The sequence below is a fragment of the Frondihabitans sp. Leaf304 genome (assembly GCF_001423105.1).
Taxonomy (GTDB): Bacteria; Actinomycetota; Actinomycetes; order Actinomycetales; family Microbacteriaceae; genus Frondihabitans.
Genome location: NZ_LMNV01000002.1, coordinates 518,980 through 543,626, shown reverse-complemented (window position 1 = coordinate 543,626; position 24,647 = coordinate 518,980). Strand labels below are relative to the sequence as shown.

General features: G+C 68.3%; 23 protein-coding genes. 20 read left to right on the top strand and 3 right to left on the bottom strand.

The genetic code is table 11. The features are described 5' to 3' along the window. Positions 1–169: 169 nt before the first annotated feature. Positions 170–2,629 carry a ComEC/Rec2 family competence protein gene (locus tag ASF54_RS02400; protein WP_157509985.1) on the top strand — a complete coding sequence of 820 codons (2,460 nt, stop codon included), beginning with the start codon at positions 170–172 and terminating at the stop codon, positions 2,627–2,629. After that, positions 2,545–3,570: a DNA polymerase III subunit delta gene (gene holA / locus ASF54_RS02395; RefSeq protein WP_055958374.1), complete on the top strand. Its 1,026-nt coding sequence runs from the start codon at positions 2,545–2,547 to the stop codon at positions 3,568–3,570. Before ASF54_RS02400 ends, holA begins: the two co-directional genes overlap by 85 nt. Positions 3,571–3,886: 316 nt before the next feature. Here holA and rpsT read toward each other — a convergent pair whose 3' ends face one another. Continuing rightward, positions 3,887–4,147 (bottom strand): 30S ribosomal protein S20, encoded by a 261-nt coding sequence (rpsT, locus tag ASF54_RS02390; RefSeq protein WP_055958372.1) that lies wholly within the window; start codon positions 4,145–4,147, stop codon positions 3,887–3,889. Between the two features lie 297 nt (positions 4,148–4,444). Between rpsT and ASF54_RS02385 the strand changes: the two genes are divergently transcribed. The 5 genes from ASF54_RS02385 (at position 4,445) to hemW (ending at position 9,839) form a co-directional block, all read left to right on the top strand. After that, positions 4,445–5,584: a pyridoxal phosphate-dependent aminotransferase gene (locus ASF54_RS02385; RefSeq protein ID WP_055958368.1), complete on the top strand. Its 1,140-nt coding sequence runs from the start codon at positions 4,445–4,447 to the stop codon at positions 5,582–5,584. 122 nt (positions 5,585–5,706) lie between these two features. Next, the gene (lepA, locus tag ASF54_RS02380) at positions 5,707–7,557 is read left to right on the top strand and encodes a translation elongation factor 4 (RefSeq protein WP_055958365.1); all 1,851 of its coding nucleotides are present in this window, start codon (positions 5,707–5,709) and stop codon (positions 7,555–7,557) included. A gap of 37 nt (positions 7,558–7,594) precedes the next feature. Continuing rightward, positions 7,595–7,753 carry a hypothetical protein gene (locus ASF54_RS16725; RefSeq protein ID WP_199726216.1) on the top strand — a complete coding sequence of 53 codons (159 nt, stop codon included), beginning with the start codon at positions 7,595–7,597 and terminating at the stop codon, positions 7,751–7,753. A gap of 206 nt (positions 7,754–7,959) precedes the next feature. After that, positions 7,960–8,610, top strand: a complete 651-nt coding sequence (locus ASF54_RS02375; protein ID WP_055958361.1) for a DUF1990 family protein — start codon at positions 7,960–7,962, stop codon at positions 8,608–8,610. 2 nt (positions 8,611–8,612) lie between these two features. Further along, positions 8,613–9,839 carry a radical SAM family heme chaperone HemW gene (hemW, locus tag ASF54_RS02370; protein ID WP_055958358.1) on the top strand — a complete coding sequence of 409 codons (1,227 nt, stop codon included), beginning with the start codon at positions 8,613–8,615 and terminating at the stop codon, positions 9,837–9,839. Positions 9,840–10,089: 250 nt separating this feature from the next. Here the strand turns inward: hemW and ASF54_RS02365 are convergent, their stop codons facing one another. Then, on the bottom strand, positions 10,090–10,503 hold the full coding sequence (locus ASF54_RS02365; protein WP_055958355.1) for a DUF4870 domain-containing protein: 414 nt from the start codon (positions 10,501–10,503) through the stop codon (positions 10,090–10,092). Between the two features lie 145 nt (positions 10,504–10,648). Here ASF54_RS02365 and hrcA point away from each other — a divergent pair, with 145 nt between their 5' ends. The 11 genes from hrcA (at position 10,649) to leuA (ending at position 21,850) form a co-directional block, all read left to right on the top strand. Further along, complete coding sequence (gene hrcA / locus ASF54_RS02360; protein ID WP_055958353.1) at positions 10,649–11,680, top strand: heat-inducible transcriptional repressor HrcA; 1,032 nt, start codon at positions 10,649–10,651, stop codon at positions 11,678–11,680. A gap of 92 nt (positions 11,681–11,772) precedes the next feature. Further along, positions 11,773–12,879 carry a molecular chaperone DnaJ gene (gene dnaJ / locus ASF54_RS02355; RefSeq protein ID WP_055958350.1) on the top strand — a complete coding sequence of 369 codons (1,107 nt, stop codon included), beginning with the start codon at positions 11,773–11,775 and terminating at the stop codon, positions 12,877–12,879. A gap of 2 nt (positions 12,880–12,881) precedes the next feature. Beyond that, complete coding sequence (locus tag ASF54_RS02350; RefSeq protein WP_055958347.1) at positions 12,882–13,622, top strand: 16S rRNA (uracil(1498)-N(3))-methyltransferase; 741 nt, start codon at positions 12,882–12,884, stop codon at positions 13,620–13,622. A gap of 73 nt (positions 13,623–13,695) precedes the next feature. Continuing rightward, positions 13,696–14,070 (top strand): histidine triad nucleotide-binding protein, encoded by a 375-nt coding sequence (locus ASF54_RS02345; protein ID WP_055958345.1) that lies wholly within the window; start codon positions 13,696–13,698, stop codon positions 14,068–14,070. Further along, positions 14,063–15,088, top strand: coding sequence for a PhoH family protein (locus ASF54_RS02340; RefSeq protein WP_055958343.1), 1,026 nt, complete (start codon positions 14,063–14,065; stop codon positions 15,086–15,088). Before ASF54_RS02345 ends, ASF54_RS02340 begins: the two co-directional genes overlap by 8 nt. Further along, positions 15,085–15,555, top strand: a complete 471-nt coding sequence (gene ybeY / locus ASF54_RS02335) for an rRNA maturation RNase YbeY (protein WP_055958340.1) — start codon at positions 15,085–15,087, stop codon at positions 15,553–15,555. Before ASF54_RS02340 ends, ybeY begins: the two co-directional genes overlap by 4 nt. Before the next feature lie 6 nt (positions 15,556–15,561). Then, complete coding sequence (locus ASF54_RS02330) at positions 15,562–16,923, top strand: hemolysin family protein (RefSeq protein WP_084815884.1); 1,362 nt, start codon at positions 15,562–15,564, stop codon at positions 16,921–16,923. Beyond that, positions 16,920–17,819 carry a GTPase Era gene (gene era / locus ASF54_RS02325; protein WP_055958337.1) on the top strand — a complete coding sequence of 300 codons (900 nt, stop codon included), beginning with the start codon at positions 16,920–16,922 and terminating at the stop codon, positions 17,817–17,819. Before ASF54_RS02330 ends, era begins: the two co-directional genes overlap by 4 nt. 93 nt (positions 17,820–17,912) lie before the next feature. Continuing rightward, positions 17,913–19,199, top strand: coding sequence for a sensor histidine kinase (locus tag ASF54_RS02320; RefSeq protein WP_235480907.1), 1,287 nt, complete (start codon positions 17,913–17,915; stop codon positions 19,197–19,199). Then, complete coding sequence (locus ASF54_RS02315) at positions 19,196–19,897, top strand: response regulator (RefSeq protein WP_055958331.1); 702 nt, start codon at positions 19,196–19,198, stop codon at positions 19,895–19,897. Before ASF54_RS02320 ends, ASF54_RS02315 begins: the two co-directional genes overlap by 4 nt. 189 nt (positions 19,898–20,086) lie before the next feature. Next, positions 20,087–21,850: a 2-isopropylmalate synthase gene (gene leuA / locus ASF54_RS02310; RefSeq protein WP_055958328.1), complete on the top strand. Its 1,764-nt coding sequence runs from the start codon at positions 20,087–20,089 to the stop codon at positions 21,848–21,850. A gap of 141 nt (positions 21,851–21,991) precedes the next feature. Here the strand turns inward: leuA and ASF54_RS02305 are convergent, their stop codons facing one another. Next, entirely contained in the window at positions 21,992–22,654 is a 663-nt protein-coding gene (locus ASF54_RS02305; protein WP_055958325.1) for a trimeric intracellular cation channel family protein, read from the bottom strand. A gap of 34 nt (positions 22,655–22,688) precedes the next feature. Between ASF54_RS02305 and recO the strand changes: the two genes are divergently transcribed. Next, positions 22,689–23,522, top strand: coding sequence for a DNA repair protein RecO (recO, locus tag ASF54_RS02300; protein ID WP_084815883.1), 834 nt, complete (start codon positions 22,689–22,691; stop codon positions 23,520–23,522). A gap of 65 nt (positions 23,523–23,587) precedes the next feature. Next, on the top strand, positions 23,588–24,397 hold the full coding sequence (locus ASF54_RS02295) for an isoprenyl transferase (protein WP_055958322.1): 810 nt from the start codon (positions 23,588–23,590) through the stop codon (positions 24,395–24,397). The last annotated feature ends 250 nt before the right edge of the window (positions 24,398–24,647 follow it).

Genomic DNA, 24,647 nt, shown 5'->3' with positions numbered 1-24,647 from the left:
CCGACACGGTCTCCACAGGCCGACCCGACAACGACTTATTCACCTAGAGCTCGCGGGCTTGTCGCGGTCGTCGTCGCCTTCTCTACCGTCGAGGCATGCCCTCCGCACACGACTGCTCTGCCCGACGTAGCCCACCCTCCGCTGCCCGCGGCTGGAGCAGGGCTGCGCCGTGATCGACGTGCGGTTGGGCGCCCCGGCGGCGCTGGGCTGGGCGGCGCTGGCGGGAGTGCTCCCTCAGCCGGGCGCACTCGGGCCCACTGCAGCGGTCTGTGGGGGAGTCGGGGTGGCGGCACTCGGATCCTGCGCTCTGGTCGCCCGGCGGTGGCGTTCCACGATGGCGTCTCTGTCGCTGGCGCTGCTGGTCGTCGCCCTGCTGACGGCGATTGCTGTGCTGCAGACACCCGCCCGTGCCCCGGAACGATTGGTCGCACTGGCCGACCGGCCGGCCACGGTCGAGGTGACCGGGCGTGTCGTCGGCGTGCCGACCGCAGACCGGGTGGCGCTGGCGGTCACCGAGGTGCGCGCACGGGGTGTGCCGGTCGTGTCGGGAGCGAACGTGCCGATGCTCGTGCTGGGGCTGGAGGCCGAGCGCTTACCCGGCGCGGACGACCGCGTGTTACTCACCGGCCGTCTCGGCGTGGCCGATCCGGGCGGCAGCGGCGCCTTTCTGCTTCGACCCGCCGGCGACATCGAGGTCGTGTCGCGCGCCGCCTGCGTCCACGCCGTGGCGGCCACCCTGCGGGAGTCGTTCACTCGCACATCCCAGGGCCTCACCGGCGACGGCGGAGACCTGCTGCCGGGCCTCACAATCGGCGACACCTCCCGCGTCGACGAAGGCCTCGACGCCGCGATGAAAGCCTCGTCGCTGGCACACCTCACCGCCGTCAGCGGAGCGAACTGCGCCGTGCTCGTCGCGCTGATCCTCGCAATCGGGGCCTTTCTCAGAGCGCCGAGGATCCTGGTGTCGTCACTCGCCATCGTCGTCCTCGCCGGCTTCGTCGTGCTGGTGACCCCCGAGCCCAGCGTCGTCCGCGCCGCCGTGATGGCCGTTCTCGCGCTGGTCGCCCAGGCCGCGGGTCGCCCCGTGCGCGGTCTGCCACTCGTTTCGCTCGCAGTCGTCATCCTCCTCGTCACCGACCCGTGGTTGGCCCGGTCGTACGCCTTCGCGCTCTCCGTTCTCGCGACAGCTGGGCTCGTCGTGCTCACGAGGCCGCTCGTTGCGCTCCTCGCTCGAGTGATACCCGAGCCGCTGGCCCTTGTGCTCGCAGTGCCGGTTGCCGCACAGGCCGCAGTGCAACCGCTGCTGCTGAGCCTCGACCCGGGCATCGCCGTTCTGGGGGTGCCGGCGAACGTGCTCGCGGATCCTGCGGCACCGCTCGCCACCGTGCTCGGCCTGATGGCCTGCCTGCTGGGGCCGGTGTGGCCCTTTGGCGCGGGCGTCGCTGCCGCTGCGGCCTGGGCACCGGCCTCATGGATCGCCCTCGTCGCCCGCGGCGCCGCCTCCCTCCCGTCGATGAGGCTGGAGACCGATGGTTCCCTTCTTGCCATCGGGGTCTGTGTCGTAGTGACCGCGCTCGCGGGTGTGGCGATTCTGCTGCCGTCGCGCCGCCCGAGCCGGCTCGTCACCACGCTCGTGCTGGCGGGCCTCCTGCTGCCGCTCGGCGCCGTCGCGGTCGGCGGCACACTCGGGCGACGCGCAACCCTGCCTCCCGACTGGCAGATCGCACAGTGCGACGTCGGTCAGGGCGACGCGGTGCTGCTTCGGTCTGCGGGGCGCGTCGCGCTGGTCGACACCGGCGACGACGCCACGCTCCTGCGGTCGTGTCTCGACCTCCTCGCGATCGAGCAGTTGGATCTGCTCGTCCTCACGCACTTCGACGCCGACCACGTCGGGGCCGCCCCATCGCTCGCCGGCCGGGTCCAGTCAGCGCTCGTCGGGCCGAGTGATGGGCCGGGCGATGAGCGGCTGGTCTCGACCCTCCGCCGCGGCGGTGCCGCCGTGATCGACGCTCGGCCGGGGGAGTCGCTCGACCTCGGCGATCTGTCGCTCGAGGTGCTCTGGCCCCCGGAGAAGACGGAGGCGGGCAACGGGGCCAGCGTGGCCCTGCGGGTGGAGCCCCGGGTCGGGTGTGCCGGATCCTGCCTGTCTGCCGTTCTCCTCGGCGACCTCGACGAGACCGCCCAGCGTCGCCTGCTCGGGCGCGGTCTCGGCGTCGGTCCGGTCGACGTCGTGAAGGTGTCGCATCACGGATCGCGCGACCAGAGCCCCGAGCTGTATCGATCGCTCGGCGCTCGGGTCGCGCTGATCGGGGTCGGAGCCGGCAACACCTACGGGCACCCCGTACCCGCGACGGTTCGCCTTCTCGAGCGAACCGGGGCAAGGGTCGTCCGGTCAGACCGCGACGGGACGGTGGCCCTGACGGGAACCGCCGATGGCCGTATCTCGCTCTGGCAGAGCGGGGCGCGCCCGGCGTCGGCGGGTGCCTCTAGGCTTGACGACGAGCCGAACCCGGTCGGGGCGGCGTGGCTGAGCGAAGGACGAAAATGGCGCGCGCGACGGGCAAGGCCACCACCGCGAAGGCCAAGATCGAGCAGTTGCCGTGGCACGGAATCCGGCCCGCGCGAGTGATCCTCGTCTCGGGGCCCGAGCAGTTCTTGGCCGACCGGTCGATCAGGCAGCTCCGCGACCAGCTCGTGGCCGAAGACCCGCGGCTCGAGATCAACGACATCGAGGCCGACCACTACGCACCGGGGCAGCTGCTCACGGTGGCGAGCCCGTCGCTGTTCGCCGAGCCCCGCCTCATCCGCGTCTCGAACGTCGAGAAATGCACCGACGCCTTTCTGCTCGAAACGCTCGACTACATCGAGAACCCCGCCGACGACACCTACCTCGTGCTGCGACACGGCGGGGGCGTCCGGGGCAAGAAACTGCTCGACGCGCTTCGCGGAGGAGCCGGGGGAGCGATCGAGGTCATCTGCCTCGAATTGAAGAAAGACACCGAGAAGCTCGACTTCGCCGCCGCCGAGTTCGCCGCCGAGGGCCGCAGGGTCAGCGCGGGCGCACTCCGGGCCCTCGTGCAGGCCTTCCAAGACGACCTCGCCGAGCTGGCCGCCGCATGCCAACAGCTACTCGCCGACGGCGACGCGCAGATCACCGAGGCCACCGTCGAGAAGTACTACGCGGGCCGGGTTGAGACCACCGCGTTCAAGGTCGCCGACTCGGCGATCGCGGGCCGGCACGGCGAGGCCCTGATCCTGCTCCGTCACGCCCTAGCGTCCGGCCAAGATCCGGTGCCGATCGTGGCCGCGTTCGCCAACAAGCTGCGCACGATGGCGAAGGTGAGCGGTAATCGCGCGTCGTCCGGCGAGCTCGCCTCGCGCTTCGGCATGGCTCCGTGGCAGGTGCAGAAGGCACAGCGCGACGTCAGCTCCTGGTCTGACGAGGGGCTCGGCAACGCCATAGACCTCCTGGCCACGACCGACGCCGCCGTCAAAGGCGCCGAACGCGATGCCGTCTATGCGCTCGAACGCATGGTCAGTGTGATCAGCCGGCGCGGCGACCTGCGCTGAGCTCGCGCCGATTCGGCGACGGCAGCGGGCTACGTGTGCCTGCCGGTCGCCGAGATCGCAGTTGTGGTCGGGTGCACCCGACCACTAGTGCGATCTCGCGGGGCCAGCCTGCCCGGACGCCGGGGCAGGGCCGCGGCCGCGGCGCGAGATGGCCGAATCGACGTCGAAACGCCCCACAGCGGCGCAGATCAGGCCATCTCGCGCGCGACGAGCACCCGCCCACGGCGCACACGACGAAGGCCCCGCCTCCCAGTTGGAGAGCGGGGCCTTCGTACGAGCGCGAGGCTCCGGGCGGGAGCCGCCCGAAAGACGCGGCTTAGAGCGCGCTGACCTGCTTGGCGATGGCCGACTTGCGGTTCGCGGCCTGGTTCTGGTGGATGACACCCTTGCTGACGGCCTTGTCGAGCTTCTTCGACGCGACGACGAGAGCAGCGGTCGCAGCAGCCTTGTCGCCGGCGGCGATGGCGGTGTGCGTGGAGCGGAGGGCGGTCTTGAGGCCGCTCTTGACGGCCTTGTTGCGCTCCTGGGCCTTCTTGTTGGTGCCGATGCGCTTGATCTGCGACTTGATGTTTGCCACGGTGGTGACCCTTCGTCTGAGTGAGTTGTAGTTGTTGTACGCAGCCGACCAGACCTTTAGAGGGAAGTTCTGCTCGCGGTAGCGCGATGTCCGCCCGGAACGATGTCGAAAGACACTGACCAGATGAACGGTGGCTGCGATTCGCTGCGCAGCGGGGAAGCGGCAGCGGAAGCCAAAAATCAACACTACCAGGGGGTCCCTCTGCCCACAATGCAGGGCAGAGGCGCGTGTTGCCGACGGATTCGGCACCAAGACGCACGAAGCAAGCAGGAAACATCCGCGTAGTAGCGTCCCAGCATGCCTTCCCTCGCTCCGCACATCGAGTCCGTGCCGGGCTCCGGAATCCGTCGCGTCTTCGAGATCGCGATGAAGCTCGACGACGTCACGATGCTCGTGGTCGGAGAGCCCGACGTCCCGGTGGCCCGCCACATCATCGACGCCGCCCGCCGCGCCTGGGCCGAAGACCGCACGGGCTACACGCCGAACGGCGGCATCACGCCCCTTCGCGAGGCCCTCGTGGCGAAGCTCGCACGCGAGAACCAGATCCAGGCCGATGTCGAGCAGGTGTGGGTGACGGTGGGTGCCACGCAGGCGCTGCACCAGGCGATGGGGCTCGTCCTCAGCCCAGGATCCGAGATCCTCGTCCCCGATCCCGGCTACACGACCTTCACCATGAACGCCCACATGCTCGACGCCCGCGCCGTGCCGTACCAGCTCGCTCCCGAGGCGGAGTTCCAGCCCGACCTGGAGGCGCTCGAGCACCTCGTGACCGACCGAACGCGGGCGATCATCGTCAATTCCCCGTCGAATCCGCTCGGAGTGGTGTTCGGTGAAGCGACGCTCCGACGGATCCTTGACTTTGCGAAACGCCACGACCTCTGGGTGATCAGCGACGAGGTCTACGAGTACTTCACCTACGGGCCGAAGCACGTCAGTCTTGCCGCCCTCGACGACGACGATCGTGTCTTCAGCGTGTTCTCGCTCAGTAAGACGTATGCGATGACGGGCGTGCGCGTGGGGTATCTCGTCACGCCGAAGGGTCTCGCCGACACGATGCGCACGGTGCAGGAGGCCCAGATCAGCTGCGTCGCCGAGCCCGACCAGTACGCCGCCCTCGCCGCCGTGACCGGCGACAACCAGCCGGTGGCCGACGCTCGCGAGCACTACCGCGAGAACCTCGACCTCGCTCGCGGCCTTCTCGACGAGCGCGGCATCGCCTACCTCGACCCGGAGGGCGCCTTCTACCTCTGGATCGACGTCTCCCACGCCTCGCGCGGTGACGTCGCGACCTGGGCCGAAGACTTCCTTCTGAGTCACCGCGTCGCCGTCGCACCGGGCAGCGCATTCGGCCGCACGGGGGAGGGCTGGATCCGCATCAGCCTCGCCTCACCTGCCGACGCCCTCACTCGCGGGCTCTCGGCGCTTCCCGCGCCCTGACGCTCGTCTTCGGCCCCACAGAACAGAACCAAAGGATCCGACCCGGCGCCGACGAACCGCACCGTCGCCGGTCCGTGGGAGAATCGACGGACCGCACTCCCGTCTGCAATCAGAGAGTCTCCGTGAGCCCCAAAGCCGTCACCGCCCTCGAGCCGAAGTCGACCGCGCCCGACGCGATCCGCAACTTCTGCATCATCGCGCACATCGACCATGGCAAGTCGACTCTCGCCGACCGCATGCTCGGCATCACGGGCGTCGTCGAAGACCGCGCCATGCGCGCTCAATACCTCGACCGGATGGACATCGAGCGAGAGCGCGGCATCACGATCAAGAGTCAGGCCGTGCGCATGCCGTGGGCACTCGACGGCAAGACGTACGCGCTCAACATGATCGACACTCCGGGGCACGTCGACTTCAGCTACGAGGTCTCCCGGTCGCTCGCCGCCTGCGAGGGTGCGATCCTGCTCGTCGACGCGGCTCAGGGCATCGAAGCCCAGACTCTGGCGAACCTCTACTTGGCGCTCGAGAACGACCTCGAGATCATCCCGGTGCTCAACAAGATCGACCTGCCGGCCGCCGACCCCGACAAGTACGCGGCCGAGTTGGCGCAGCTGATCGGCGGCGACCCGAAAGACGTACTGCGCGTGAGCGGCAAGACCGGTGTCGGAGTCGAAGAGCTCCTCGACGTCGTGGTCAACCGCATCCCCGCGCCGAAGGGCGTCAAAGACGCTCCGGCCCGCGCCATGATCTTCGACTCGGTCTACGACAGCTACCGCGGCGTCATCACCTACGTGCGCATGATCGACGGCACCCTATCGCCGCGCGAGAAGATCCAGATGATGTCGACCCGCGCGGTGCACGACATCCTCGAGATCGGTGTCTCGTCACCCGAGCCCATCTCGTCGCAGGGCCTCAGCGTGGGAGAGGTCGGCTATCTGATCACCGGCGTGAAAGACGTGCGCCAGTCGAAGGTCGGCGACACGGTCACCACCGCCGCAAAGCCCGCGACCGAGGCCCTTGCCGGGTACACCGAGCCCCTGCCGATGGTGTTCTCCGGTCTCTACCCGATCGACGGCAGCGACTACCCGGTGCTCCGAGAGGCGCTTGACAAGCTCAAGCTCTCCGACGCCGCCCTCGTCTACGAGCCCGAGACGTCTGTCGCGCTCGGGTTCGGCTTCCGCTGCGGGTTCCTCGGCCTGCTGCACCTCGAGATCATCACGGAGCGCCTCGAGCGCGAGTTCAACCTCGACCTCATCACCACCGCGCCGAGCGTGGTCTACGAGGTCACCACCGAAGACAAAAACACGGTCACGGTCACCAACCCGTCGGAGTTCCCCGACGGCAAGATCTCGTCGGTCGCCGAGCCGATGGTCAAGGCCGCGATCCTGGCACCGAAAGACTACGTCGGCGTGATCATGGAGCTCTGCCAGTCGCGTCGCGGCACCCTGCTCGGCATGGAGTACCTCGGTGAAGACCGGGTCGAGCTGCGCTACAACATGCCGCTCGGCGAGATCGTCTTCGACTTCTTCGACTCGCTGAAGAGCAAGACCCAGGGCTACGCCTCACTCGACTACGAGCCGAGCGGCGAGCAGGAGGCCGACCTCGTCAAGGTCGACATCCTTCTCCAGGGAGAACAGGTCGACGCCTTCTCGACGATCGTGCACCGCGACAAGGCGTATGCCTACGGCGTGCTGATGACGGGCCGCCTTCGCGAGCTCATCCCGCGCCAGCAGTTCGAGGTGCCGATCCAGGCCGCGATCGGCGCCCGCATCATCGCTCGCGAGTCGATCCGCGCCATGCGCAAAGACGTTCTCGCCAAGTGCTACGGCGGCGACATCAGCCGCAAGCGCAAGCTGCTCGAGAAGCAGAAAGAGGGCAAGAAGCGCATGAAGACCATCGGTCGCGTCGACGTTCCTCAGGAGGCGTTCATCGCCGCGCTTTCGGGCGACGTGGAGAAAAAAGAGAAGAAGTAGCACGCGGCCGACGACGAGAGCGGGCATGCTTGGGGGCATGCCTGCTCTTTTTATCATCCTCATCATCGTCGGAATCGTCCTCTTCGGACTGAGCTTCATCGGCGCCGCCGTCAAGTTCCTGCTGATCATCGGTCTCATCGTGGTCGCGATCGGTGTGATCGGCTGGATCGTCCGGGCGGTCACCGGCAAGCGCTGACCCCAAGCGCTGGGGCCCGGCCCCATCGAGTGCACGAAAACCGCCCCCGCGACTCTCGCGAGGGGCGGTTTTCGCACACTCGGCGTCGTCCGGTCGCGCGCGGCGCCGAGTGCCGCCTAATGCCGACGCACACGCGCGCAATCCGGCAAAAGGCGGCACTCGGCCTCCCGCGCGAGCACCCCAGGGCCCGGCGTTAGACTCGACGGATGCGCCGCGCGACCCACACCGACACCCAGACCACCTACGGGCAGGTCGGGGCAACGCAGGCCCCCGACCTGATGCAGTACCCGCCGAAGGGCTTCCGCCCCGTCGAGTACCGCACCCGCATCGGCCACGGCGACGCCCGCTTCGAAGCGGCCTGGTCGGCCATCATGACCTGGAAGGTGCAGGAGCGCAGCGGCATCGACGTCCACGTCGATTCCGTGCCGACCGTCGAGGAGGGCGCGTACACGCCCGTCACCTTCGACGACGAGGGCAACCCGCTCGAGGGTGCCGACTACTCGCCCTCCGACGGAGAGTCGCACTTCTCGCCCGAAGGGGAGCCGTTCCTGACTGCCGGAACAACTGCCACCCTCTCGATCAAGGCTTACGGCCGCACCAATCGCGCGCCGGTGCGTGTGGTCTACGTGATCGACGAGCCGACCCGCAAGGGCTTCGCTTATGGCACCCTCGAGGGTCACCCCGAGAGCGGCGAAGAGTCGTGGGTCATCGACCAGACCGACGACGGCTCCGTCTGGCTCACGATTCGCGCGTTCTCGCGTCCCGCCAACTGGAAGTGGCGCCTCGTCGCCCCGTTCCTCCGCGCGCAGCAGAACAAGTTCACCCAGCGCTACCTCCGCGTGCTGGTCGGCGACTAGGCGTGCCCAGCACTCTTCCTCTCGGCGACCCCGCGCCCGCCGACGGCGCCCTTCCGGCATCCGTCGTCGAGGGGGCCGACGCTCGCGACTTCGGCGTCTACCTGCACGTGCCGTTCTGCCGCGTGCGGTGCGGGTACTGCGACTTCAACACCTACACGGGCGACGAGCTCCGCGGGGTGAAGAGGAGCGATTACGCCGGGCAGGCGGTGAGTGAGATCGAGGGGGCCGGGCGGATCCTTCGCTCTGCCGGTCTTCCCGACCGAGTCGTGTCGACCGTCTTCTTCGGCGGAGGCACCCCGACGATGCTGCCGTCGAGCGATCTCTCGGCGATGCTCGATGCAGTCCGCGACACCTGGTCGCTCGAAGACGGGGCAGAGGTCACCACCGAGGCGAATCCCGATTCGGTCGACGCCGAGTACCTCCGGGCGCTCAAAGACAGCGGGTTCACGCGCGTCAGCTTCGGCATGCAGTCGGCCGTTCCGAGCGTGCTGGCAACTCTGGAGCGCACGCACGACCCGGCAAGGATCCCGCTCGTCGTCGAATGGGCCCGAGACGCGGGGCTCGACGTCAGCCTCGATCTCATCTACGGCACGCCCGGCGAGACGCTCGGCGACTGGGAGCGCTCGCTCGACCAGGCCCTGGCCCAGGAGCCCGATCATCTGTCGGCGTACTCGCTCATCGTCGAAGACGGGACGAAGCTCGCCCGGCAGATCCGGCGTGGCGAGGTCGCTCAGCCCGACGACGACACGGCCGCCGACATGTACGAGTTGGCCGACGCGCGCCTCGCCTCGGCGGGCTACGAGTGGTACGAGGTCAGCAACTGGGCGCGGGGCGACGAGCACTCGAGCCGGCACAACCTGTCGTACTGGCGCGGCCACGACTGGTGGGGTGTCGGCCCCGGCGCTCACAGCCACGTCGGGGGAGTCCGCTGGTGGAACGTCAAGCACCCCGCCGCCTACGCCGAGCGCGTGCTCTCGGGCGTCTCGCCCGCGGCCGGTCGAGAGACCCTCGACGCCGAGACCCGTGCGGTCGAGAACGTCCTTTTGAAGACGAGGATCCGAGACGGCCTGCTCGTCGCCGAGCTCGACGAGACCGGCAGAAAGGCCGTGGCCGGGCTCATCGCCGACGAGTTGGTCGATGGCAGGCGGGCGCTTGCGGGCACGATCCGGTTGACGCTTCGCGGTCGGCTGCTGGCCGACGCCGTCGTGCGCCGTCTGCTCGGCGACTGAGCTCGTCCGCTGCTCACCCGGCCCTGGCTCGGTGATCGGTTTCGCCGAGTGCCGCCCAATGCTCGCTCGGCAAGATCCGTGCCGGCATTTGGCGGCATTCGGGGTTTCAGCCAGTGCCCGGCCAGCGGCAGGCCGAGCAGCTTCTGCCGAGTGCCGCCAAATGCTCGCTCGGCAAGACCCGTGCCAGCATTTGGCGGCACTCGGGGCTCTACCGTCGCGCGGCGGCCCGCGAGGAGACTCGCAGGGCGCCTCAGGCCTTGATGAACTCGATGCTCAGCGGGTAGCGGTAGTACTCGCCGCGATTGGCCGCCAGCGCGGCGATGATCGAGAAGACGATGTTGACGACCCAGACGGCGCCCACGATCAGCAGGCCGATGCCGACGATCGAGAGAAGGCCGCCGATGAAGCTAGCGATCAGCATCGTCAGCTGGAAGTTGAGGGCGACGCGAGTGTGCTCGCGGATGAAGGGCCCGCGGTCGCGCAACAGCAGGTAGCCGATCAGCGACGGCAGGAAGTAGAAGATGCCGCCCACGTGAATCAGCGTGGCCCAGAGCTTCTCGTCTTCGGGCCGGAGCGGCTGCTGCGGCTGGTTGCCGCCGTAGGGAGGCTGGTTTCCGCCGTACGGGCCGTCGGTCGGGGGCGGAGGGGGAGGTGTGCCGGTCATGTCTCGCCAATCGTCGTCGGTCAGCGAGCCTAGCGGCACGCCCCGCCCCACGACCAGGGCTTGTCGGGGGCGTGGAGTACCATTGGCAGTCTCACGGAGCGAGTGCCAGCCGTGCGACGTTCCGAATTCGTGGAAGGAGGCGACCGTGGTCAGCGAGCGAGGTCTCGAGGTTCTCCGCGTCATCGTCCACGACTACGTCGAGTCGCGCGAGCCCGTCGGTTCGAAGTCGATCGTCGAGCGCCACCAGTTCGGTGTCTCCGCGGCCACGATCCGCAACGACATGGCGCTGCTCGAAGAAGAAGAGCTGATCGCCGCGCCCCACACGTCGTCGGGTCGAGTGCCCACCGACAAGGGGTACCGCCTCTTCGTCAACCAACTTGCCGACCTGCGGCCGCTCACCGCAGCCCAGCGCACGGCGATCGAGACGTTCCTCGGCAACTCGTCCGATCTCGACGAAGTTCTCTCACGCACGGTGCGGCTCCTGTCGCAGCTCACCAACCAGGTCGCGCTCGTCCAATACCCCACGTTCTCCCGAGCAACGGTTCGTCACGTCGAGCTCGTTCGTCTCAGCGAGACCCGCCTGATGACGGTGCTCATCACCGACTCCGGCCACGTCGAGCAACGCAGCATCGAGACGGCGATCGCGGTCGACGAGGCCTTCGTCGGCGAGCTCCGCGCGAAGCTCAACACCCGTGTCGGCGGCAAGACGCTCGCCGAGGCAGCCGCCGTGCTGACCGCGCTGCCGACCGAGTTCCGCCCCGAGCGCGCCGCCTTCGTGGCAGCCGTCTGCACCGCCCTCGTCGACGAGGCGACGGCAGGCCGGCAAGAACGCCTGGTCATGGCCGGCACGGCGAACCTCGTGCTCACCGAAGACGACTTCTCGGGCAACCTCTTTCCCGTCCTCGAAGCCATCGAAGAGCAGGTCACCCTGCTTCGACTCTTCGGCGAGATGCGCGACGGCCCGGCGGGCGACGCCGACGTCATCGCGCGAATCGGCCGTGAGAACGACTCGTTCGGCCTCGGCCAGACGTCGGTTCTCGCCAGCGGCTACACGGCGTCGGGTGGCGAGGTGGCCCGGCTGGGCGTCCTCGGCCCCACCCGCATGGACTACTCGAGCAACATGGCGGCCGTCCGCGCGGTGGCACGCTACCTGAGTGGCCTTCTCGGCAACGACTGAGACGATTTCGCACCCTTTCCCGTCGGATCCTGAGCTTCAGGATCCCTCCCCAAGACTCACCGAATCCCCTTACGAAAGCACGACGGAGACCAGTGGCAGATCACTATGACGTCCTCGGAGTCGAGCGCAGCGCGACCCCGGAACAGATCAAGAAGGCGTACCGGAAGCTCGCACGCGAGCTCCACCCCGACGTCAACCCGAGCCCCGAGGCATCGGACCGCTTCAAAGACGTCACGCACGCCTACGACGTCCTGAGCGACCCGCAGCAGCGGGAGCGATACGACCTCGGCCCGCAGCCGGGCTTCGGGGGCGGTGGCGGCGGCGGCGCCGGTTTCGGTGACATCTTCGACGCGTTCTTCGGTGGCAACCAGCAGCGGCAGGGCCCCAGGTCACGCCGCGAGCGTGGGCAAGACGCCCTGCTGCGCCTCGAGGTCGACCTCGAAGACATCATCTTCGGCGTGCAGCGCGACATCGAGGTCGACACGGCCGTGCTGTGCGAGACCTGCAACGGCTCGTGCTGCGCGCCGGGTACCAGCCCGCAGACCTGCGACATCTGCCACGGCACCGGCTCGATCAACCGCCAGGTGCGCTCGCTCCTCGGCAACGTGATGACCTCGAGCCCCTGCGGCACCTGCCGCGGCTACGGCACGGTCATCCCGAACCCCTGCCCGACCTGCCAGGCCCAGGGTCGCGTCCGCGCCCGCCGCACCATCCCCGTAGACGTTCCCGCGGGCGTCGACACCGGCATCCGTCTGCAGATGCCCGGCCAGGGCGAGGTCGGCCCCGCCGGCGGCCCGAACGGCGACCTCTACCTCGAGGTCAAGGTGAAGCACCACGACGTCTACAGCCGCAACGGCGACGACCTCCTGGCAACACTCGAGGTGCAGATGGCCGACGCGATCCTCGGTACGACGACCACGGTCAAGGCCCTCGACGGCGACATCTCGGTCGAGGTCAAGCCGGGCACGCAGAGCGCCGACGTCGTCACCATCAAAGACCGCGGCGTCACGCGACTTCGCGGCACGGGGCGCGGCGACCTCAAGATCGGCATCCAGGTGGTCACCCCGACCAAACTCAGCCACAAGGAGCGCGAGCTGGTCGAGAAGTTCGCCTCCGGCCGCAAGCACGATTCGCCGCAGCTCTCGCAGTTTCAGCAGGGTCTCTTCGGCAAGCTCCGCGACCGGTTTCTGAACTTCTGATCGTGGCGCATTTCTACCTCGCCGACGAGCTGACCGAGACCTCGGTCGGCTCCGACGTGGTGCTGACCGGCGCCGAAGCCCGGCATGCCGTCACGGTGAGCCGGGTTCGGGTCGGCGAGGCGCTACGAGTCGGCAACGGGCGAGGGCTCGTCGTCGGGGGAACCGTGCAGGAGGCGAGCGGAGACCGACTCGTGCTTCGCGTCGAGACGGTGGCGGCGGATCCTGGTCCGCTTCGCCGTGTCGTGCTCGCGCAAGCGCTTGCGAAAGGCGATCGCGATGAGCTGGCCGTGCAGGCAGCCACCGAACTCGGGGTCGACGAGGTCGTGCCCTGGGCGGCGGGGCGCAGCATCTCGCGCTGGGAGGGGCCGAAGGTGGCCAAGGGCCTGGCACGCTGGCGCGCCATCGTGCGCGAAGCGACCAAGCAGTCGATTCGCGCGTGGCAGCCGACGGTGTCCGAGGTCGCGACGACGGCCCAGCTCGTGGCCCGGGCGGCCACGGCACGAGTGCTGGTGCTCGAACCCACGGCTTCCGTTGCGCTCTCGACCGTCGATCTGGGCGACGAGGCCGACACTCGCGACGTCATCATCGTCGTCGGCCCGGAGGGCGGCGTGACGCCGCACGAGATCGAGGCGCTCGAGGCGGCTGGAGCCATCGCTGTGCGCCTCGGCGACTCGGTGCTCCGCACCTCGACAGCCGGCCCGGCCGCGCTGGCCGCGCTCAGTCTGCGACTCGGGCGCTGGTGACGGTGCGCTGCGGCTCCTGCGACCCGCTTTCTCCGCCCGGTCCGGTGTCCGTCGCCTTCGTTACGATGAGGGCATGAGCACCTCCGCAGCCGAGCCGACGATCTTCGAGCGAATCGTGCGTCGAGAGATACCGGCGACGATCGTTTTCGAGAGCGATTCGGTGATCGCCTTCGAAGACATCGCGCCGAAAGCACCCGTGCACCTCCTCGTCGTACCGAAGACCGCCGCCTACGCGAATGTGGTCGAGTTGGCCGCAGGCGATCCCGGGCTACTCGCCGAGATCGTCGATGTCGCATCGCGGTTGGCGGCAGATCCCGCCGTCATCCGGGAATTCACGCCGGGTGAGTTCCGCTTGATCTTCAATACCGGCGAAGCAGCCGGTCAGACCGTTTTCCACGTTCACGCCCACGTCATGGCGGGCACCCTCCAGGAAGGCTCACTTGCCTAGTAGCTCCGAAAGCCCTACCGGTGCCGGCGGCACCGGTTCCACCGTTCGCGACGACATCACCATTGATGGCGTGGCCATGGTGCAGCTACTCGGCCCGCAGGATCGCCTGCTGCGCACCGTCGAACAGCGGTATCCGTCGGTGCGAGTGCTGGTCCGGGGCAACGAGGTCTCGCTCGAGGGCCCCGCAGACGACGTCCGCCGTGCGCGCGGCCTCGTCGACGAACTGGTGACGATGGTGCGGTCGGGGCACGAGCTCGGCCCCGCCGAGGTCGCGACCACGGGCGAGATCCTCGACAGCGGCAAGGGTCACCCCGCTGAGCTGTTCGGCACCACGATCCTGACGAACAAGGGCAAGAGCATCCGGGCGAAGACGCTCGGCCAGAAAGACTACGTCGACGCCATCGACGACAACACGATCGTCTTCGGCATCGGCCCGGCCGGCACCGGCAAGACCTACCTCGCCATGGCCAAGGCCGTCCAGGCGCTGCAGCGGCGTGAAGTCTCGCGCATCATCCTCACGCGGCCCGCCGTCGAGGCCGGTGAGCGGCTCGGCTTCCTGCCGGGCACCCTCACCGACAAGATCGATCCCTACCTCCGCCCCCTCTACGACGCGCTCGGCGAGATGATGGATCCCGAGATCGTGCCGAAGCTTCTGGCGGCGGGCACCATCGAGGTGGCTCCGCTCGCGTACATGCGCGGCCGCACGCTCAACGACGCGTTCGTCGTGCTCGACGAGGCGCAGAACACCACGCCCGAGCAGATGAAGATGTTCCTCACGCGTCTTGGGTTCGGCTCCAAGATGGTGGTCACCGGCGACATCACCCAGGTCGACCTCCCGACCGGCTCCAGCGGGCTGCAGCTCGTCACGCGGGTGCTCGGCGAGATCGACGACATCCACTTCGCTCGGCTCACCAGCGACGACGTGGTGCGCCACACCCTCGTCGCCAAAATCGTCGACGCCTACACGAAGTTCGACGCTGAGAAGCTCGCCCGACTCCACGCGAAAGAAGCCCAGTGAGCATCGAGATCAACAACGAATCCGGCATCGACGGGTTGGAGGGCGACGAGGCGACCATTCTTCGCCTCGCGACCTTCGCGCTCGATCAGATGCACGTCCATCCCGAGGCCGAGCTCGCGATCGTGCTCGTCGACGAGGCAGCGATGGAGCAGCTCCACGTGCAGTGGATGGACGAACCCGGCCCCACCGACGTGCTGAGCTTTCCGATGGACGAACTCCGGCCCGGCACCGAAGACGAGCCCACGCCCGCCGGTCTCCTCGGTGACATCGTGGTCTGCCCGCAGGTCGCCGCCGCCCAGGCTGTCACAGCGGGCCACTCGACGCTCGACGAGATGCTGCTGCTCACCTGCCACGGCATCCTGCACCTGCTCGGCTTCGACCACGCCGAACCCGACGAGAAGGCCGAGATGTTCGGCATTCAGGGGCAGATCCTCTCGGCCTTCGCCGAGCTCGATTCCGCGAGGTAGCGACCGATGATGATCGCGATCTTCGTCACCGCGGCCGTCCTCCTCGTCGTGTTCGGCGGTGTGCTCGCAGCGACCGACTCGGCTCTGACCGTGTTGAGCCGTGCCGACCTGCTCGAACTGGCCGAGAAGCGGCGCCGAGGTGGCAGCGCCCTGGTAGCGATCGCCGACGACATCGGCGCGCACGTCAATGCGGTCAACTTCGTGCGGATCCTCGCCGAGACGGCCGCCGCCGTGCTGGTCTCGCTCGCCTTCGCCTACACGATCGCCGAGTGGTGGTGGGCGTTGCTCCTGTCCGCCCTCATCATGACCCTGGTCTCGTTCGTGCTCGTCGGCTCCAGCCCTCGCAGCGTCGGGCGGGCTCACGCGCGCACTCTGATCGGCTTCGACGCTTCGCTCGTCCGGGCGATCCGGCTCGTGCTCGGCCCTGTCGCAGCCCTACTGGTCGCACTCGGCGACCGGGTGACCCCGGGCCGCAACAGCGCCACTTCGTTCTCCTCCGAAGAGCAGTTGCTCAGCATGGTCGACGAGGCCACCGAGATGGAGGTGCTCGACGAAGACGACCGCACTCTCATCCACTCCATCTTCGAGTTCAGTGAGACCGTGGTCCGCGAGGTGATGGTGCCGCGCACCGACATGGTCACCGTCGACGCCGACGCCACGATCGAGACGACCATGGGCGTGTTCCTCGGCAAGGGCGTCTCCCGTGTGCCGGTCGTCGGGCGCGACAGCGACGACATCCTCGGCATCGTCTACCTGCGCGACACGGCCCGCTTCCTCCACGAGGGTCGTGGTGCGTCGCTCCGTTACGCGTCTGACCTCGCCAAGCCCGCGGTCTTCGTGCCCGAATCCAAGCGAGCCGACGAGACTCTGCGCCAGATGCAGGCGGGCAAGAACCACCTCGCGATGATCGTCGACGAATACGGCGGAATCGCCGGCCTCGTCACTCTCGAAGACCTCATCGAAGAGCTCGTCGGCGACATCAGCGACGAATACGACCAGGCCGTGTCGTCGCACCGCGAGGTCTCAGACGGCGTGTACCTCGTCAGTGCCCGTTTGCCGGTCGACGAGCTCGGCGACCTGTTCGGCATCGAGCTCGACGACGACGACGTCGATTCGGTGGGCGGGCTCCTGACGAAGGCGCTCGGACGACTTCCCGAACGAGGATCCGAGGCCACGGTCTCTGGGCTCATCCTCACCGCGAATCGCACGGAGGGCCGCCGGCGCGACCTGCAGACCGTCCTGGTGCGTCGCGACCCGGCCCTCATCGCCAGCCAGGCCGCCTTCGCAGCTCACGCCGGCCCCACGACCCCGATCAGACCGAATTCCCCCGGCAGCACCAGCACCTCCAACGAGCGGACAGCACGATGACCCCTTCCCCCGAATACCGCGCCGGCTTCGTCTCGTTCGTCGGTCGACCGAACGTGGGCAAATCGACCCTCACCAATGCTCTGGTGGGCGAGAAGGTCGCGATCACCTCGTCGAAGCCGCAGACCACCCGTCGCGCCATCCGCGGCATCGTGCACGCACCCAGCGGACAGCTCGTGCTCGTCGACACCCCCGGCATGCATCGCCCCCGCACCCTTCTCGGCGAACGGCTCAACTCGGTCGTGCAAGACACGCTGGGCGAGGTCGATGTGATCTGCTTCTGCGTTCCCGCCGACGAGAAGCTCGGCCCCGGCGACCGCTTCATCAACGAACAGCTCGACCAGTTTCCTCGCGCCAAGAAGGTCGCGCTGGTCACGAAGGTCGACGCGTCCTCCCGCGCCGCTGTGGCAGAGCAGCTCCTCGCCGTCAGCGGCCTGCGCGACTGGGAGACGATCATCCCGCTCTCCGCGGTCTCGAAGATCCAGCTCGACACGGTGGTCTCCGAGCTGATCCGACTCCTGCCGGTGTCGCCGCAGCTCTACCCGAGCGACATCGTCACCGAGGAGCTCGTTGAAGACCGCGTCAGCGAGTTCATCCGCGAAGCCGCGCTCGAGGGCGTCCAAGACGAGCTTCCGCACTCGCTCGCCGTCACCATCGACGACATCGTCGAGCGCGACGACAAGGAGCTGATCGAGATCTACGCCAACCTCTTCGTCGAGCGCGACAGCCAGAAGGGCATCATCATCGGCCACAAGGGAGCGCGCCTCCGCGAGGTCGGCGAGCGAGCCCGTGCTCAGATCGAACCATTGGTCGGCAAGCAGGTCTTCCTCTCGATCCGGGTGAAGGTCGCGAAAGACTGGCAGCGCGACCCGAAGCAGCTCGGGCGCCTCGGCTTCTAGCCAGTACATCGCGAGAGTGATTCCGCTCGCCGAAGGTCGCGACTCCGCTTCCCGAGCGGGGCGGGCGGCGACAGACCCCCTACGGTGGAGGTCGTGATCTTCCGACGCCTCACCTCGCGCCAACTGGCGTTCGACGTGGCGGTCGCCGTCGTCACGGCGCTGGTCACTCTGCCGTTCGACTACCGGGCCAACGCGTTCTCGCTGATCATCACCGGCGGCATGGTCGTCGCGCTGGCGTTCCGCCGCATCTCGCCCGCGGCGGCATTGTCTCTCGCCTGGGCGACCGCCGCCTTCGAGATGCTGACGCTCTCGACCCCGCAGGTGTCGAACCTCGCGATCTGTGCGGTGCTGTACGCAACCGCGGCGTATGGCAGCTCCCGCGTCAAATGGCTCGGCCTCGGCTCCGTCGGCATCGGCGCAGCGCTCGGCATGTTCTACGTGACTTTCGCCCGGCTGGCCCTGTTCGGGGTGCCGCACGACGTCACCAACGCGACCGACCTCGTCCAGTTGCTGCTCCAAATCGGCGTGACGTTCCTCGGATTTCTGGCGCTTCTCGGGTTGCCCTGGGTGGGAGGTCAGCTCGTCCGCACGCGACTCGCCGCGAGGGAGAGCCGCGACGCGCAGCTCATCGCCGAGCGCGAAGCTCTCCGTGCCGAGAACGATGCAGCCCGTGCCGCCCGCGAGGCGGCTCGGGCCGAGCGCGACATCGCCGTCGAGCAGGAGCGATCACGGATCGCGCGCGACATGCACGACGTCGTCGCGCACTCGCTCGCCGTCGTCATCGCGCAGGCCGACGGTGCCCGCTACGCCTACCAGGCTGACCCGACCTCCGTCGAGCAGTCGCTGAGCACCATCGCGGCGACCGCCCGCGAGTCGCTGGTCGAGGTGCGTGTGCTCCTCGGCCAACTCCGGCACAGCCAGGGTGCGGCGCCGCAACCGGTCCTCGGCGACCTCGAGAAGCTCGTCGACCAGATGACGGCAGCCGGCCTCTCGATCGATCTGCGCTCGAGCGGCACCCCGGGCCAGCTCGGTAGCAACCGCCAACTCGCCATCTACCGGATCGTGCAGGAGTCCCTCACGAACGTCCTGCGCCACGGCGACCGGACGTCCACCGTCGAGGTGCTCTTCGACTGGCGTCCCGACGACCTGATCATCGTCGTCGCGTCGACCATGCAGCCTGCGGCACCGATCGATCCGAACGCCCTGACGTCGAGCGGGCAGTTCCGCCCCGATGAGCGGCGGGGCCACGGCATCGTCGGCATGCGCGAGCGCGCGACTCTCGCCGGCGGCACCCTCACCACCCACCAGGCCGGGGGCAGCTTCATCGTGCGAGCCACGATCCCCACCGCCGCGCTGACCCAGGAGGTCCGACTTCGATGACAACCACCAGCCCCACCGACGCCCCGACCGCCTCGCGCATTCGGGTGCTCCTCGTCGACGACCAGGCGCTGTTCCGGGCGGGCATCCGCATGGTGGTCTCGTCGCAGCGCGACCTGGAGTTCGTGGGGGAGGCAGGCGACGGAGCCGAGGGCGTCGAGGTCGCGGCGCGGACGCGACCGGACGTCGTGCTCATGGACATCCGCATGCCGAACATGGACGGCATAGCTGCCACCGCAGCCATTCTCGAACAGGCGGACCGCGAGAAGAGGCCCGCACCCCGGATCCTCGTCTTGACGACCTTCGATCTCGACGAGGCGGCGACTCGCGCGATCCGCAGCGGCGCCAGCGGCTTCGTGTTGAAAGACAGCGATCCCGAGTTTCTGCTCGCCGCGATTCGCACGGTGCACGCGGGCACGAGCGTCATCGCCGCGTCGGCGACGCGCGAGCTCTTCGAGCACTTCGACGGCGGAAACCAAGGATCCAAGGTGGCGCCCGAGGCGTTCGGCGCACTGACCACGAGAGAGCGCGACATCTTCCAGTCGGCCGCTCGCGGGCTGTCCAACTCTGAGATCGCGCAGCTCGAGTACCTCAGCGAGGCGACCGTCAAGACCCACATCTCGAGGATCCTCGCCAAACTCTCGCTTCGCGATCGTGTCCAGCTGGTGGTCTACGCCTACGAGCACGGCCTCATCGTCTGACGTACCGCCCCCGAGCCGTCACGCGGTGGCCTCTGACGGGAGCGCGGTGCTAGGGTCATTTTGTGCTGTTCGGCCTGCTCCTTCTTAGTTGCCGCGACGAGACTTCCTCCTAAGGCCTCCCTCGTCGCGGTGTTCGCGTTGCTTCTCCACGCAACTGGCTGACCACTTTCACGACGCAAGGTAGAGACCATGAAGAACTCGCAGCAGCCCTCCGGGATGCCGATCCACAAGTACGTCCCGTTCCACGAGCAGATCGCAGTCGACCTGCCCGATCGAACCTGGCCGACGAAGCGAACGACGAAGGCCCCTCGCTGGTGCGCGGTCGACCTCCGTGACGGCAACCAGGCCCTCATCGATCCGATGAGCCCTGAGCGCAAGCGGATCATGTTCGATCTGCTCGTGAACATGGGCTACAAAGAGATCGAGGTCGGTTTCCCCTCGGCCTCGCAGACCGATTTCGACTTCGTGCGCAGCCTCATCGAAGAGAACGCAATCCCCGACGACGTCACCATCCAGGTGCTGACCCAGGCGCGCGAACATCTCATCAACCGCACCTATGAGTCGATCAAGGGCGCCAAGCAGGCGATCGTCCACCTCTACAACTCCACCAGCATCCTGCAGCGCGACGTCGTGTTCCGCACCGATAAGCAGGGCATCATCGACATCGCCCTCGAGGGCGCCCGCCTCTGCAAGATCGCCGAGGCCACCGTCCCCGAGACGATCGTCTACTACGAATACAGCCCCGAGTCGTTCACCGGCACCGAGCTCGAATTCGCCCGCGACATCTGCAACGCCGTCGTCGAGGTGTTCGAGCCGACCCCGGAACGCCAGGTCATCGTCAACCTGCCCGCCACCGTCGAGATGGCCTCGCCGAACGTCTACGCCGACGCCATCGAGTGGATGAGCCGCAATCTCGCTCACCGCGAGAACGTGATCCTGTCGCTGCACCCGCACAACGATCGCGGCACCGCTATCGCCGCGGCCGAACTCGGCTACCTGGCCGGTGCAGACCGCATCGAAGGCTGCCTCTTCGGCAATGGCGAGCGCACCGGCAACGTCGACCTGGTCGCCCTCGGCATCAACCTGTTCACCCAGGGCATCGACCCCGAGATCGACTTCTCCGATCTCGACGAGGTCAAGCGCACGGCCGAGTACTGCAACCAGCTGCCCGTGCCCGAGCGCAGCCCGTGGGCCGGTGACCTCGTCTACACGGCTTTCTCGGGCTCGCACCAGGACGCCATCAAGAAGGGCTTCGAGGCGATGGCCGCATCGGCTGCGTCTCAGGGCAAGTCCGTCGACGACATCGCCTGGGCCGTGCCGTATCTGCCGGTCGACCCGAAAGACCTGGGTCGCTCGTACGAAGCCGTCATCCGCGTCAACTCGCAGTCGGGCAAGGGCGGCGTCGCCTACCTGCTGAAGACCGACCACTCGCTCGATCTGCCGCGCAAACTGCAGATCGACTTCTCGGGTGTCGTGCAGTCGAAGACCGACTCCGAGGGCGGCGAGGTGACGAGCGAGCAGATCTGGGAGATCTTCCAAGACGAATACCTGCCCGCCAAGGTCGACGACGCCAAGTGGGGTCACTTCGAGCTCACCCGCACCGGCACCCGCAGCGACATGAGCGGCGAGACTCACCTCTCGGTCGACCTCCGCGCCGGTTCGTCGGTCGTCTCGACCGAGGGCGTCGGCAGCGGCCCGATCGCCGCGTTCATCGCCGTGCTGGCCGATCAGGGCGTGCAGGTGAAGCTGTACGACTACGTCGAGCACACCCTCAGCGCCTCGGGCGACGCTCAGGCCGCGGCCTACGTCGAACTCGACGTCGACGGCACGCGCCTGTGGGGAGTCGGAATCGACGCCGACATCTCGACGGCGAGCCTGAAGGCCATCGTCTCGGCCGTCAACCGCGCGCTGCGCACCCGGGCCGACGTCGATGCCGAGTTGGCGACGGCCTAGCCCGCTCGCGCCCTAGCGGCCCGGCGACACTGCCACACTGCGACACTGCGACACTGCGACACCGCCTTTCGGGGAAGACACCGCCCATCGCGGGTGTCTTCTCCGAAAGGCGGTGTCGTTCGTGCCTGCGGCGGGCCTCGCCTAGCGAGGGCGACGCCAGCGCGGCAGCCGCGACAGCGCGCGTTGCTCGGGCAGGCTCCACCCGAACCGCACCGCGAGCAGGCGGATCGAGAACGTCGTCGCGGTTCCGATGAGGCCGGCCAGCGGGGTCGGCACCCCGAAGACGACGAGGGCGACGAGCAGGGCTGCTCCGGCTCCGGCGGCCACGGCGTAGAGCGAGCCGACGTGCATCATGGCGATCGTCAGGTTCATCAGCAGGTCACGGACGACCGAGCCGCCGACCGCCGAGACGACCCCGACGAAGACCGCCGGGATCTCGGGCAGGCCGAGCGCCAGCGCCTTGGTCGCTCCGATCGCTCCGAACAGGCCGATGGTCAACGCGTCGAGGATCGTGATGAACCCCGCCAGCCGGTTGAACAACCGCTGCAGCAGCATTCCGAGCAGCGCGGCAAGCACCGCGGTCATGAGATACCAGTTGCTCTGCATCGCTCTCGGCACCTCGCCGATGAGCACATCACGAAGGATCCCGCCGCCCAGCCCCGTTGCCGTGCCGATGATGGCGACCCCGAGCAGATCGACCCGACGCTCCCGGAACTGGCTCGCGAAGAGGGCACCCTGGAGGCTGCCGATGGCCACCGCCAGAAGATCAGCCCAGAGGGGGATGGAGAAGGCTGTGGCGGACACCCAGTGATTCTGCCACGCGGGGGATACTGGACGGGTGCCGGTCTATCGAGATGAATGCGTGATTCTGCGCACCCACAAGTTGGGTGAGGCAGACCGGATCCTGACGATGCTCTCGCGCTCACACGGCAAGATCCGCGCCGTCGCGAAGGGCGTCCGCCGCACCGCGTCGAAGTTCGGCGCGCGGCTCGAGCCGTTCATGGTGGCCGACCTGCAGCTCTACGAGGGCCGCAGCCTCGACATCGTCACCCAGGCCGAGTCGATCGGGTCGTACGGCGCCGCGATCGTCTCCGACTACGCGAGCTACACCGCCGCCAGCGTGCTCGTCGAGACCGCCGACAAGCTCACCGACGCCGAGGCAGGTCTCCAGCAGTACCTGCTGCTCGTCGGCGCCCTGCGGTCGCTCGCGCAGCGCGCTCACGACCCTCAGCTGATCCTCGACTCGTATCTCCTCCGCGCCCTGTCCATCGCCGGCTGGGCCCCGAGCTTCGGTGACTGCGCCGTCACCGGTGCCCCCGGCCCGCACTCCGCCTTCGTGGTGCAGCTCGGCGGCGTCGTGGCCGATGAGGCGGCACCCCCCGGGGCGCCGCGCCTGGATCCTCAGACTCTCGCCCTGCTCGGGGCCCTGCTCAGCGGAGACTGGGCCACCGCCGAGGCGATGGGCGAGAGCACCCGCAATCAGGCGAGCGGCGTGGTCGCCGCCTACACGCAGTGGCACCTCGAGCGCGGGCTCCGGTCGCTGCAACACGTCGATCGCACCCCCGCCGTCAGTGCCGCTGACGCCGGTGCCGCTGGCGCCGGTGCCGCTGGCGTCAGTGCCTCTGGCGTGACTGCCCCTCGCATCAACGCCCGAACAGGAGAAGTTCTGTGAGCTCTACCCCCTCCGCCGGTTCTGAGAAGCGCGGGCTGTTCGGTCGACGCGCCGTCCCGAAGCACATGGACGCCGTCGACATGGAATACCTGCCCCTCGACTGGCAGGGCGGCACGCCTCCGGTCTATGAGCCGGGCGCGGCGCCCAAGCACGTCGCCGTCGTCATGGACGGCAACGGACGCTGGGCCAATGCTCGCGGCCTGCCCCGCATCGAAGGCCACAAGGCAGGCGAGGCGGCCCTGCTCGAGGTCGTCGCGGGTGCCATCCAGGCCGGAGTGCAGCACCTCAGCGTCTACGTCTTCTCGACCGAGAACTGGAAGCGCTCGCCCGAAGAGGTCCGCTTTTTGATGGGCTTCAACCGCGAGGTGCTCCACCGGCGGCGCGAGCAGCTCAACGCGTGGGGCGTGAAGATCGTGTGGTCGGGTCGGCGTCCGAAACTCTGGGCGTCTGTCATCAACGAGTTGCAGGTGGCCGAGGAGGCGACGCGCACCAACACCACGATGACCCTGAACATGTGCGTCAACTACGGCGGTCGCAACGAGCTCACCGACGCCATGCGGTCGATCGCCGCCGAGGTCGCGGCCGGGCGCCTCAAGCCGTCGGGGATCACCGAGAAGGTCATCCAGCGGCACCTCTACCAGTCGCAGCTGCCCGACGTCGACCTGTTCGTGCGGTCGTCGGGGGAGCAGCGCACATCGAACTTCCAGCTGTGGGAGTCGGCGTACGCCGAGATGGTGTTCCTCGATCAGCTGTGGCCCGACTTCACGCGCGGCGACCTCTGGGGTGCGATCGACCAGTACACGAATCGCGGGCGGCGCTTCGGCGGCGCGGTTGATGCGCCGGCTGCTGGCGGGGCTTCGGCGGAGCCCGCCTAGACCCGCACGGTCGGCACAGACCCGCACGCTCGGCACAGGCCCGAGCGATCGGCACAAACCCGCACGACCGGCACAGGCCCGCGTCCTAGCCGGGCTGTTTTCGCCGACGGCGCGGGTCTGAGCCGCTCCGGCGGGTCCGTCGCGCGGCCGATGCAAATTCGAAGGAAAAACGCCCGGCCGCGAGCAGAAACATCAGGATCCAACGGGGTCGAGCACCCGGATCTTCTTCGAATTCGGAGGCGAGGCGGGG

What these genes read in the sequence shown, in the direction of transcription:
- ASF54_RS02375 (WP_055958361.1), top strand. Translation starts at nt 7,960, where the DNA reads ATGCGCCGCGCGACCCACACCGACACCCAGACCACCTACGGGCAGGTC.
- ASF54_RS02330 (WP_084815884.1), top strand. Translation starts at nt 15,562, where the DNA reads ATGATGATCGCGATCTTCGTCACCGCGGCCGTCCTCCTCGTCGTGTTC.
- ASF54_RS02295 (WP_055958322.1), top strand. Translation starts at nt 23,588, where the DNA reads ATGGACGCCGTCGACATGGAATACCTGCCCCTCGACTGGCAGGGCGGC.
- leuA (WP_055958328.1), top strand. Translation starts at nt 20,087, where the DNA reads ATGAAGAACTCGCAGCAGCCCTCCGGGATGCCGATCCACAAGTACGTC.
- ASF54_RS02345 (WP_055958345.1), top strand. Translation starts at nt 13,696, where the DNA reads ATGAGCACCTCCGCAGCCGAGCCGACGATCTTCGAGCGAATCGTGCGT.
- ASF54_RS02385 (WP_055958368.1), top strand. Translation starts at nt 4,445, where the DNA reads ATGCCTTCCCTCGCTCCGCACATCGAGTCCGTGCCGGGCTCCGGAATC.
- ASF54_RS02365 (WP_055958355.1), bottom strand. Translation starts at nt 10,503, where the DNA reads ATGACCGGCACACCTCCCCCTCCGCCCCCGACCGACGGCCCGTACGGC.
- holA (WP_055958374.1), top strand. Translation starts at nt 2,545, where the DNA reads ATGGCGCGCGCGACGGGCAAGGCCACCACCGCGAAGGCCAAGATCGAG.
- era (WP_055958337.1), top strand. Translation starts at nt 16,920, where the DNA reads ATGACCCCTTCCCCCGAATACCGCGCCGGCTTCGTCTCGTTCGTCGGT.
- ASF54_RS02315 (WP_055958331.1), top strand. Translation starts at nt 19,196, where the DNA reads ATGACAACCACCAGCCCCACCGACGCCCCGACCGCCTCGCGCATTCGG.
- ASF54_RS16725 (WP_199726216.1), top strand. Translation starts at nt 7,595, where the DNA reads ATGCCTGCTCTTTTTATCATCCTCATCATCGTCGGAATCGTCCTCTTC.